Origin of the sequence: Thalassospira sp. MCCC 1A01148 (genome assembly GCF_001613795.1) — a bacterium.
Taxonomy (GTDB): domain Bacteria; phylum Pseudomonadota; class Alphaproteobacteria; order Rhodospirillales; family Thalassospiraceae; genus Thalassospira.
Genome location: NZ_LPVZ01000022.1, coordinates 162,174 through 173,049, shown reverse-complemented (window position 1 = coordinate 173,049; position 10,876 = coordinate 162,174). Strand labels below are relative to the sequence as shown.

Sequence of the window (10,876 nt, the reverse complement as noted above, 5' to 3'; positions counted from 1 at the left end):
TATGCTTGGCAGACGGATCAGCAATATCTATCGCCTTGGCATCAAGGAGCTTTTCAGCCTCAGACGTGACATGGTGCTTATGGCGCTGATTGTCTGGGCGTTTTCCTTTGCGATTTATAACGCCGCTACGGGCTTTTCGCATGATTTGCGGCGTGGTTCGATCGCGATTGCCGATCAGGATGGATCAGCCCTTTCGCTGCGCATTTCGGATGCGTTTCTGGCCCCGTATTTTCAGGAACCGGTCCGCATTGCCGAACGCGACATTGATGCGGCGATGAACAGTGGTGAATTTACCTTTGTGCTGGTCATCCCGCCGCGATTTGAGGCCGATGTGGTTTCGGGCCGCGACCCGGAAGTGCAGCTTAACATCGATGCTACGGCGATGATGCAGGCCGGGATCGGCCAGAGCTATGTCAGCAACATCATCGCACAGGAAGTCTCGACCTGGCTTGGCGGCAAGTCGGCCTGGGCCGGGCAGAACCGAACAGAAGCCGCCAGCATCGTCACCCGCTATGCCTATAACCAGAATGTGCAAAGCGAATGGTTCACCAGCACGATGGAGATCATCAATGCGATCACCATGCTGTCGATCATTCTTTCGGGCGCTGCACTTATTCGCGAACGCGAACATGGCACGATCGAGCATCTTCTGGTGATGCCGCTGAACCCCTATGAAATCATGCTGGCAAAGGTCTGGGCCAATGGGCTCGTGATTTTGATTGCCTGCATGCTGTCGCTTGTTTTCGTGGTCGAGCTGGTGCTGGGCGTGCCGATTGCCGGATCAAAGCTTTTGTTCATGGGCGGTGTGGTGATCTATCTGTTCTTTGCCACAGCCCTTGGCATTTTCCTGGCCACCATGACGCGATCCATGCCGCAATTTGGTTTGCTGTTCATTCTTGTGGTGTTGCCGTTACGCTTGCTCTCGGGCGGCAGCACGCCGCTTGAAAGCATGCCCGAGGAACTTCAGAACATCATGCAATTCTCGCCCGCGACCCATTTCGTCAAATACGCGCAGGCCATCCTGTTTCGTGGGGCGGGCATAGACGTCGTCTGGCCGGAATTCCTGCTGGTGTTTGCGATTGGGGTGGGTTTCTTTGCCTTTAGCGCGCTGCGGTTCAGGAAGAGTATCGCGCAGATGCGCTAAGCCTTGGCCCGGAAACACAAAACCCCGCGCGGGAACCGGCGGGGTGGGAATGGTGGGCCTAACAAGACTCGAACTTGTGACCTCTCGCATGTCAAGCGAACGCTCTAACCAACTGAGCTATAGGCCCCTATGGGTTTGAAAGATGGTGGGCCTAACAAGACTCGAACTTGTGACCTCTCGCATGTCAAGCGAACGCTCTAACCAACTGAGCTATAGGCCCGCAAATCCATCTTTCCAAAGACCAAGGCTTCGTAACCGAAAACAATGGTCTGTGCCGTTTGCGTCGGCGAGGCGGTATTTAGCCCAAGGCTGGACTTGGCGCAACCCCAGAAATGGTTTTTTGACAAAAAATGTTCATCAAATCCGTGGCAATTCCCATATGCTAGAAGATAGTATGATAACGGATCGCAAGACGGACGACGAAGCCCAAATCCGCGTCATAAGGGATGGACATTACGAAAGACAATGAACCAGTTGCCTTCGGAACTCGCCTCAACTGGCCCTGCCACCGTAATCCTGCCACCCCGGCAAACCCTGCCGGTGGTGTTTGCATCCCCGCATTCCGGCCGCCAGTACCCGCAGGATCTGATTGAACGCGCACGGATTGGCGCGTTCGAGCTGCGCGCATCCGAAGATGCCTTTGTCGATCAGTTGTTCAATGCCGCCCCCAAGCTTGGCGCGCCTTTGCTGTGCGCAACATTCCCGCGGGCCTATGTTGATGTGAACCGGGCGGCGATGGAGCTTGATCCGCGCATGTTTGATGGCGACCTGCCCGAGGATGACGACATCAATTCGATGCGCGCCCTTTCGGGACTGGGATCGATCCCGCGCGTGGTCAGCGGCGGGGTCGAGATATACAAGACCCGCCTGCCCGCCGAAGAAGCACTTTCGCGGATCAAGACATATTATCGGCCCTATCATCAGGCATTGCAGAAACTGATTGATCAGACGCGGGCGAATTTTGGCTACTGCATTCTGATTGATTGCCATTCGATGCCCGGAGATTCGTGCGACAGCGCAAAAAACCGCGTTGATCTGGTGCTTGGCGATTGCTATGGAAGTTCCTGCCACCCGTCATTGACGCGGTTTGTGGAAGATTGTTTCCGTGATATGGGCTTTGCGCCCGCGCACAATGATCCATATGCCGGGGGCTATTGCACACGCCATTACGGTCGCCCGCAAGAACATGTGCACAGCCTTCAGATCGAGCTTTCGCGCGCGCTTTATATGGATGAAGCAACAATCGGCCCGCATCGTGGATTTGACGTCCTGCGCGACCAGATGACCGATCTGATATCGCGCTTCCATGATCTCGACGGGAACCCGTTTTAATGACCGAAGCCACCGACACCAGCGACGTGTTGAGCGACCTGATCATCCGCGATGCCGAACCCGAAGATTTTGAACGCATCACCGAGATTTATGGCCACCATGTTTTGCATGGGCTGGCATCGTTTGAAGAACGTGCGCCTGAAATCGCGGAGCTGACATCGCGCTGGCAACATGTGCGTGAACGCGGCCTGCCCTATCTGGTGGCCGATGTGGATGGCCGGGTTGAGGGATTTGCCTATGCCGGGGCCTATCGAACCCGCCCGGCCTATCGCTTTACGGTCGAGGACACGATTTACATTGCCCCGGAAGTCGTCGGCAAGGGGGCTGGCAGTGCGTTGCTTTCGGAACTGATCAAACGCGTCACCGCCCTTGGCTATCGCCAGATGATCGCGGTGATCGGCGACAGTGCCAATGTGGCGTCTATCGGGTTGCATGCGCGGTTGGGCTTCCGGGTGGCCGGCACGTTACAGTCAGCCGGTTTTAAAATGGGCCGCTGGGTCGATAGCGTGATCATGCAGCGCGGCCTGGGCGACGGGGATAGCGACAACCCCGACAGCAATCCAACGCGCGAGAAGTAGGGCTAGCTGCGACCAAAACAGCCCAACGCCTCACAGCACAACATACAGCCCCCCTCAGAATCCAAAGCACAAAATACAGTATGTTAAAACAAGAACCTTGTGTTATAGTCGACCTCCGGACCGGCTGGTTCCAAGGGGGGACCAAACCACCGACTACCTATTAATTGCGATGCTCTGGAAATGCTGAAAAGTGTCGGCGTCAAAAGCAGCGCAAGAGCATTGAGCAAACTATAAAAAGTCAGGCGATTTTAATGCATCTTCCAACGCGTTCACTCTCGTCTGATCACAACCGGAAAAGACATGCGGAAAAATCCGCTCCCGCAGACCAGAATCAACATTGACGTCAAATTCGATGTTGCGCCTACGGTCTCAATAGTTCTCACTTTTGTTCTGATACTATTGGACAAATTTCCCCTATAAGATGATGCCTCGCCAAAACGGCGGGGCATTTCTCTTTCCGGTTGATTTGCACTGCACCATTTAACAAATTCCAGAATGCACCATATGCTCAGGGGTTGAACATATGCTTTGCATTTGTGTAATCGGCTGAATTCAGGCAAAAAAGAAGGCCGCCTGTGACAGCGGCCCAAGTCTAGGGAGGAAACGTCCAAGAAACGAGCGACAAGTCGCTCGCCGGAATGCACTGCGTCCTACCGCAGCGCACAAATGGAGATTACTGATTTGCCGGGGAGGACGCAATAGTTTTTTGACTATTTTTTTGTCAAAAATATTACTGCTTCTTTTTTGTGCATTATTTTGCGGCATTGCCCGTCAAACGCCCGAAAATTTCACACTTCCCGGCTATTTTTTTGACCACCAAAGAAAATCAAACCTCGGTTGGAACGGAGGGAATCGATGCGAATCCACAGCCAAATAGTTCGATTTCGAACGTCATGGCCATCGATTCCACACAGCAACATTGCGCCCATGAGGTCACTTTGCCAGCCAAAGGGCATTGAAACAGGCTGTTTCACCGGAAAGGAAGTCAGGGAAATCCACCCGAAAGGCCCAAAGAAGTGCCCCGGGCACCCCAAAAGATCAGTTGATGCTGTGATCCGCTGATTGCGTATTGCCAGCGGCCGCTGATTGGGAAGCCAGCGCCTGTACGGCGCTGCGTCGGCCTAAATAGCCCTGCTCCACCAGATCTTCGCGATCACGCCGTTTCTTGGCGTCATACATCCGTTGATCGGCAAGGTCGATCAGGTTGTGTGGCAGGGCAATGGCATCCTCGATCCGTTCGGACAGACCGACACTGGCCTTTTGCACCTGCCCGTCTTCAAGCTTTGCCAGACCGGGCAACATAACGCGGTCAAGCACCTCGGCCGCGCGGGCACGGTCAAGTTCGGGCAGCAATATCAAAAATTCCTCCCCACCCCAGCGCACGACAAGATCGGACCGGCGAAACCGGTGGACCAGATTGTTGCCGACCTCGCCAAGAATGCGATCACCGTAATCATGCCCATAGCGGTCATTGATCTGCTTGAAATCATCAAGATCGACAAAGGCGACGGTATAGGGCGCATTTTTACGCTGAGCCGCATCGAAACTGACCCGGATCATTTCCATGCCAAAGGCGCGGGTATAACAGCCGGTCAACGGATCAATGGCGATTTCATGAACAGCCGCGATGGTCCGGTAAAGCTGCACCAGGGATGAAACCATTGCCAGCGGCAGCAAGAAGGCCAGCAACATTTCAAACGGCACAAAACCTGTTTCAAGGCCACTTTGCGCGCTGATGGCCAACAACGCCAGAAACGGCACCGAAAGCAAGCCCGCCTCGGCCAATGTCAGCGGCATGATGGCGATCATCATCACCAGACCAATCAGAAGGAAGCTGTGCGCAGAGTGCATTTGATCGGTAGCACGTGGATCGTTGGCCGCAAAAACACATAAAAGACTGGCGGCAAAGATCAGCATCAGCATGGGCAGATAGGGAAAATGGCGCCGCCAGCGTGCGCTGACCGCGCGATTTGCAAGCACGGCAACGGCAACGCCAGCCACCAGAAGACGCAGAACAAAGGTCTGCGACGACCACATTTCAACGGCAAGGGTGCCATCCCAGAATGGAACAGCCAGCATCAGAACCAGAACAAAAACAGCGGCAAAGCGGGCGGAAATCTGAATAGATTCCTTGCGCCGCAGATGCATGAGTTCTGCGTGCCGGGGCGTGTATAGGAAATCCCGATAACAGCACCGAAATGTCCTGCGCGCCAGACTGCCATTTTCAAGAGGGCGTGTATCCACCAAAACCGCTCCACCCAGATAAAACGGGCCGGTTTCGACCCTTTATTAGCAACGGTTTATCGTTCCCCTATTTGGTCGAATACACAACTATACATTAGGGTGGCGCGATACAGCATAAGGGGCAATATGGACGTTAAAAATCCCTATACTCAACGGCAATGCGTTGAATCCTAAAGAAAAAGTTAACAGCCATATGCCCGGATGCGACGATAAAAAAAATTGGGTCCGATTTTCTACTTCAGGTCGAATATTGTACTGGCGGGTTTCAAATGTCGGAAAATAAAACGGCGCGCCGGTTTCCCGGTGCGCCGTTCAATTATAGCCCTGCCAGACAGCAACTATGCCGCTGTATAGAACCTATCCAAATTAACCCCAGAGTTCACGATCTGGCAGCCCCATAACACCATTATTGAAGGTCAGGGCGTGATCGCGATCCTTGGCCATCCAGATCGGGCCATCGAGATCGACAATGCGTGACATCGCACCGGTGATCATCGCGGGCGCCATGGCAAGCGATGTACCGACCATGCAGCCGGTCATCAGTTGCATGCCAGCCTTTGATGCGGCTTCTGCCAGTTCAAGCGCGCCGGTGAGACCACCGGTCTTGTCGAGCTTGATATTGATCATGTCATAGAGATTGGCCAGACGCGGAATGTCGGCCAATGTATGAACAGACTCGTCAGCACACAGAAGAACCGGGCAATCGATATCGATCAGACCGTCATCCTGCCCGGCAGGCAGGGGCTGTTCGATCATTTCGACACCGAGGCCATCAAGTTCGGCCCCGATATCTTCAAGCAGATCAAGCGACCAGGCTTCGTTGGCATCAACAATGATGCGCGCCTTGGGCGAGCCTTCGCGCACGGCCCGGACCGACTCAACGACGTTTTCGCCATTGAGCTTGACCTTGAGCAGCGGCGCATGGGCGATCTTGCGGGCCCCTTCGCGCATGTTATCGGGGGTATCAATCGACAGCGTTTCAGCCGTGATCAATCCTTCCGGTGCCTTGTGCCCGATCAGTTCCCACACACGACGACCGGCCCGCTTGGCTTCCAGATCCCAATAGGCGCAGTCAACTGCGTTGCGCGCAGCGCCGGCCTTCATGGCATCCTGAAGTTCCTTGCGGGTCATGCCACGGTTCAGTGCGTCTGCCTGTGCTTCGATATCGGCAATAACGCCTTCGACCGTTTCATTGTACCGGGCATAGGGAACGCATTCCCCATACCCGGTATGTGTGCCGTCACTTAAGCTCACCTTGACCACATGTGCCTCTGTCCGTGCCCCGCGCGAGATTTTGAAAACCTGCGCAAGCGGGAAGACTTCGGAAATCACACTGAGTTTTGGCAACTTAGATCTCCTGAAGTTTGTCGACCAGCGGTGCGACACCGGTACGGACCGGATCAACAGCCGGAAGACCGAATTCAGCTTCGATGTCGGCCAGAAGTTTCTTGGCCGCCGCGTCATCAAGCGCCTTGGTGTTGACCGCAAAACCGACAACCTTGCAATTCGGGTTGGTCAGCTTGGCGTGCTGAAGGTTTACTTCCATGCAGGTCTTGAGATCCGGCAGTTTATAGCCCGGCAGGCCACGCATGTGAGTACGGGTCGGCTCGTGGCAAACCACGAGTGCGTCCGGCTGGGAGCCGTGGATCAGGCCCATGGAAACACCGGCAAACGATGCGTGGAACAGGCTGCCCTGCCCTTCCATGACGTCCCAGTGATCGGCGTCATTGGCCGGTGCAATGGATTCAACAGCGCCCGAGATAAAGTCGGAAATCACGGCATCAACCGAGATTCCTTCGCCCGCGATGAAGATACCGGTCTGGCCGGTTGCACGGAAATCGGACTTGATGCCGCGCTTTTTGAATTCGGCGTCAATCGCAAGGGCGGTGTACATTTTACCAACCGAGCAATCGGTCCCAACAGCCAGAACACGTTTGCCCGAACGTTCTTCACCATTGCCGACCGGCACTTTGCCGTCGAAGTGGCGAACGTCCAACAGGCTGACACCTTTGGCCTTGGCGGCATCAACCAGTTCCGGAATGGTGGAAAGACGGGTGTGCAGACCGTTGGCGATATCCATGCCGGCATCAATAGCAGCCAGCAGGGTTTCCATCCATGCCGGGCCGATGATCCCGCCACGGTTGGCAACGCCAAGCACAAGGGTTTTAACACCGGCGGCCTTTGCTTCGGCAATGGACATTTCCGGCAGACCGAGATCAGCCTGACAGCCCGGCAGGCTCAGCTGACCGACGCACCATTCCGGGCGCCACTGCTTGATGCCGATTGCGGTTTTTGCAGCCAGTTCGTCCGGCGCGTCACCAAGAAACATAAGATACGGATGTGCGATTTTCATAATACCTCCTTGACCAGCATCCAAACGCTGCTCTTAAATATTGTGGCGTGACTATAGCGCAATCTGGTAGGATGGTTCCAGAGATATGAAACGATATCTTCGACGATCCCACAGAAACTTCGTCTATAATTCTAAAAAACACGACAATAACGAAATTAAATACAATAGTCTTCGAAGACCAACATCCTTTCTTGTGAATTTGTTCGGGAATGGCCCGAAAAACGCAAGAAAATGCAATTTTGAAGGACTGGCGTGAAAGCGCCCGACTACACATGAGCACCGATCTCAAGACGTGGCTATCCGAGCGAAAAATCGAAGAAGTCGAATGCATTGTACCGGACATGTCCGGCGTTGCCCGCGGCAAGGTTCTTCCGACACAGAAATTCCTGAAGGGGCTGGAGGCCAAAAGCCTTGCCATCCCCGAAGCAATATTCTGCCTGACGGTAACCGGCGGCTATCCGGAGGAAACCGATGCCTTCCTTGATCCGGCCGAAAAGGACGTGGTCATGGTTCCCGACCCGCAAACCGTGCGCGTTGTCCCATGGTACGAAGAGCCAACCGCCCAGATCATCTGCGACTGCTTCCATTTTTCCGGCGAAGAAGTTTCAACGTCCCCGCGCGGCGTGCTGAAGCGCGTTCTCAAGGCATTTGAAGAACGTGGCATGAAGCCCGTGATCGCGCCGGAACTTGAATTTTATCTGGTGGCAAAAAACACCGACCCCGACAACCCGCTGGAACCGCCAATCGGCCGTTCCGGGCGGCCGGAACGCGCATCGAACGCCTTTGGCATTGATGCGATCAACGAGTTCGACCCGCTGATCGAGGACCTTTATGACTATTGCGAGGCCATGAATATCGATGCCGATACCATGAGCCACGAATCGGGTCCGGCCCAGCTTGAAATGAACTTTAACCATGGCGACCCGCTTGAACTGGCCGATCAGGCCTTCCTGTTCAAACGCACCCTGCGCGAGACGGCCCTGAAACATGGTGTCTATGGCACGTTCATGGCCAAGCCGATGGGCAATCTGCCGGGCAGCTCGATGCATATTCACCAGAGTGTTCTTGATATCACAACCGGCAAGAACCTGTTTGCCGATGATGACGGGGAAAACTCCAAACTGTTCCTGAACTATATTGGCGGTCTGCAGCGTTACCTGCCGGCAGCCATGCCGCTTCTGGCACCGAACATGAACAGTTATCGCCGCTTGCAGCCCTGGTCCGATGCGCCGATCAACATGCACTGGTCACTTGATAACCGCACGGTCGGTCTGCGCCAGCCAAATGGCCCGCCCGCCGCGCGCCGGGTTGAAAACCGCCTGCCGGGCGCTGATGCCAACCCGTATCTGGCGATTGCGGCATCGCTTGCCTGTGGCCTTTTGGGGATTCTCGAAGAGGTTGACGCCACGGCCCCGATCGAAGGTTCGGGCTATGACCGTGCCCATTCCCTGCCCCGTCACATCCACGAAGCACTTGCGAAATTCCATCGCTGCAAACCGCTTAAGGAACTTCTGGGCGAGGAATTTGCCGCCGCGGTCATTGCGGTCAAGGAAGCAGAATGGGATGCCTATCAGACCGTGATCAGCGCCTGGGAGCGAGAGCACCTTTTGCTGAACGTTTAAAAGTCCCATATCGAATTTTGCGCCGGGGATTGACGCCCGGCGCAAGAATATTGCATCGCAAATGCACAATTATTCACATGATGCGAAAAATGCACATTTTTCCATCTTGTATTTGACAATATCCTGAAGCATTCGAAGGATATCAGGATCGTCCCCGGGCTCCGGGGGAAGAAAACAACGGAGCCATCAAACATTCAAACGCTGCCACATGGGAGGCTCAGCGAAATGAAAACTCTTCTTAAAACTTCAAGCCTTGCTGTGCTTGCAACTGCCGTTGCCGGTTTTGCAACAAGCGCATCGGCACAGGAAGTTCTCAACATCTATAACTGGTCGGATTATATCGGCGAGGAAACGGTTGCGAACTTCGAAAAGGAGTTCGGCGTCAAGGTCAACTATGACGTCTATGACAGCAACCAGCTTGTCGAAGCCAAGCTGCTGGCGGGCAATTCCGGTTATGACATTGTCGTCCCGACCCTTGCCGACGCCGAACGCCTGATCAGGGCAAAGCTTTTCCAGCCAATCGACAAATCCAAACTGTCGAACTATGACAATCTGGATCCGATCATCCTTGAACAGCAGGCCAAGTACGATCCGGACAACACCTATGCCGTGCCGTATTTCTGGGGCACCAACGGCTTTGGCTACAACGTTGCCAAGATCAAGGAAGTTCTGGGCGACGATGCACCGGTCGATAGCTGGGCAATGATCTTTGACCCGGAATATGCCGAAAAGCTGTCTTCATGCGGCCTGTCGCTTCTGGATGATCCGGGCGAGATCGTTCCGCTTGTAAACTTCTATCTTGGCAATGTGCCGGAAGGCGAACCGACCAAGGAATCGATCGAAAGCGCCTTTGCACAGCTTGAGAAAATCCGCCCGCACGTGACGTATTTCCATAGCTCGCAATACATCAACGACCTTGCCAACGGAAACACCTGTATTTCCGTAGGCTGGTCGGGTGACGTCGGCATGGCGGCCCTTCGCGCAGAAGAAGCCGGCAACGGCAACGAGATCAAGTATGTCATCCCGAAGGAAGGCACGCTCATCTGGTTCGATGCGATGATGATCCCGGAAGATGCACCGAACCCGGAACTGGCGCACAAGTTCATCGATTATGTGCTGCGTCCGGACGTCGAAGCTGAAATCGCAAACTATGTTGCCTATGCAACGCCGAACCTTGCTGCGATGGAACTGGTTGACCCGGCACTTCTGGAAGACGAAGGCATCTATCCGCCGCAGGAAGTCAAGGAACGCCTGAAGTCCAAGGTCGAGCCGAGCGGACGTCTTCTGCGCACACGTACCCGTATGTGGACGAAGCTTAAAACCGGTCAGTAAGCAATCCTAGCTGATTGTGTTCTGATATCTTTGCGAAGGGCGCGACATGTTTCGCGCCCTTTTGCTTTTTTGGGATGTGAAAACGCCGCGCTGGCGCGTACAGTGACTCGTGCTCAGTCGCTGCAAACAGCCACAGATCTGCGCCGGACCGCAATTGCGAATCCGCGAAATATTGCACATTTTTTGAACACCAACCTTCGATTCCCTGCCGTTTTAGACATCAAATGGCGATTGTTGTTCAAAATATCGCACACCCCTCTTTACAGATTGC

The 10,876-nt window shown here is 54.5% G+C and carries 8 protein-coding genes and 2 tRNA genes; 5 read left to right on the top strand and 5 right to left on the bottom strand.

Annotated features, from left to right (window positions below):
- The first annotated feature begins 1 nt into the window (after position 1).
- Positions 2–1,144 carry an ABC transporter permease gene (locus tag AUQ43_RS18285; RefSeq protein WP_062957744.1) on the top strand — a complete coding sequence of 381 codons (1,143 nt, stop codon included), beginning with the start codon at positions 2–4 and terminating at the stop codon, positions 1,142–1,144.
- Positions 1,145–1,194: 50 nt separating this feature from the next.
- Here AUQ43_RS18285 and AUQ43_RS18280 read toward each other — a convergent pair.
- Both AUQ43_RS18280 and AUQ43_RS18275 read right to left on the bottom strand, forming a co-directional pair.
- Positions 1,195–1,271: transfer RNA gene (locus AUQ43_RS18280), tRNA-Val, on the bottom strand.
- 16 nt (positions 1,272–1,287) lie between these two features.
- Positions 1,288–1,364 (bottom strand) — tRNA-Val (locus AUQ43_RS18275).
- Between the two features lie 245 nt (positions 1,365–1,609).
- Between AUQ43_RS18275 and AUQ43_RS18270 the strand changes: the two genes are divergently transcribed.
- Together AUQ43_RS18270 and AUQ43_RS18265 are read left to right on the top strand one after the other, a co-directional pair.
- On the top strand, positions 1,610–2,476 hold the full coding sequence (locus AUQ43_RS18270) for an N-formylglutamate amidohydrolase (protein ID WP_062957743.1): 867 nt from the start codon (positions 1,610–1,612) through the stop codon (positions 2,474–2,476).
- On the top strand, positions 2,476–3,054 hold the full coding sequence (locus AUQ43_RS18265) for a GNAT family N-acetyltransferase (RefSeq protein WP_062957742.1): 579 nt from the start codon (positions 2,476–2,478) through the stop codon (positions 3,052–3,054). Before AUQ43_RS18270 ends, AUQ43_RS18265 begins: the two co-directional genes overlap by 1 nt.
- 1,038 nt (positions 3,055–4,092) lie before the next feature.
- Here AUQ43_RS18265 and AUQ43_RS18255 read toward each other — a convergent pair.
- The 3 genes from AUQ43_RS18255 to dgcN all read right to left on the bottom strand — a co-directional run bounded on the left by AUQ43_RS18255 (position 4,093) and on the right by dgcN (position 7,651).
- Positions 4,093–5,202 (bottom strand): diguanylate cyclase, encoded by a 1,110-nt coding sequence (locus AUQ43_RS18255; RefSeq protein WP_232310743.1) that lies wholly within the window; start codon positions 5,200–5,202, stop codon positions 4,093–4,095.
- A 462-nt stretch (positions 5,203–5,664) separates the two neighbouring features.
- Complete coding sequence (dgcA, locus tag AUQ43_RS18250; protein WP_062957739.1) at positions 5,665–6,645, bottom strand: N-acetyl-D-Glu racemase DgcA; 981 nt, start codon at positions 6,643–6,645, stop codon at positions 5,665–5,667.
- 1 nt (position 6,646) lies between these two features.
- Positions 6,647–7,651, bottom strand: a complete 1,005-nt coding sequence (dgcN, locus tag AUQ43_RS18245; RefSeq protein WP_062957738.1) for an N-acetyltransferase DgcN — start codon at positions 7,649–7,651, stop codon at positions 6,647–6,649.
- A gap of 272 nt (positions 7,652–7,923) precedes the next feature.
- Here dgcN and AUQ43_RS18240 point away from each other — a divergent pair, with 272 nt between their 5' ends.
- Together AUQ43_RS18240 and AUQ43_RS18235 are read left to right on the top strand one after the other, a co-directional pair.
- Positions 7,924–9,273, top strand: coding sequence for a glutamine synthetase family protein (locus AUQ43_RS18240; protein WP_062957737.1), 1,350 nt, complete (start codon positions 7,924–7,926; stop codon positions 9,271–9,273).
- Between the two features lie 225 nt (positions 9,274–9,498).
- Positions 9,499–10,605 carry a polyamine ABC transporter substrate-binding protein gene (locus tag AUQ43_RS18235; RefSeq protein ID WP_062957736.1) on the top strand — a complete coding sequence of 369 codons (1,107 nt, stop codon included), beginning with the start codon at positions 9,499–9,501 and terminating at the stop codon, positions 10,603–10,605.
- Positions 10,606–10,876 lie beyond the last annotated feature (271 nt).

Bases quoted from the DNA above. Each gene is read 5' to 3' on its own strand.
- AUQ43_RS18285 (WP_062957744.1), top strand. From the start codon at position 2: ATGCTTGGCAGACGGATCAGCAATATCTATCGCCTTGGCATCAAGGAG.
- AUQ43_RS18270 (WP_062957743.1), top strand. From the start codon at position 1,610: ATGAACCAGTTGCCTTCGGAACTCGCCTCAACTGGCCCTGCCACCGTA.
- AUQ43_RS18265 (WP_062957742.1), top strand. From the start codon at position 2,476: ATGACCGAAGCCACCGACACCAGCGACGTGTTGAGCGACCTGATCATC.
- AUQ43_RS18255 (WP_232310743.1), bottom strand. From the start codon at position 5,202: ATGCATCTGCGGCGCAAGGAATCTATTCAGATTTCCGCCCGCTTTGCC.
- dgcN (WP_062957738.1), bottom strand. From the start codon at position 7,651: ATGAAAATCGCACATCCGTATCTTATGTTTCTTGGTGACGCGCCGGAC.
- AUQ43_RS18240 (WP_062957737.1), top strand. From the start codon at position 7,924: ATGAGCACCGATCTCAAGACGTGGCTATCCGAGCGAAAAATCGAAGAA.
- AUQ43_RS18235 (WP_062957736.1), top strand. From the start codon at position 9,499: ATGAAAACTCTTCTTAAAACTTCAAGCCTTGCTGTGCTTGCAACTGCC.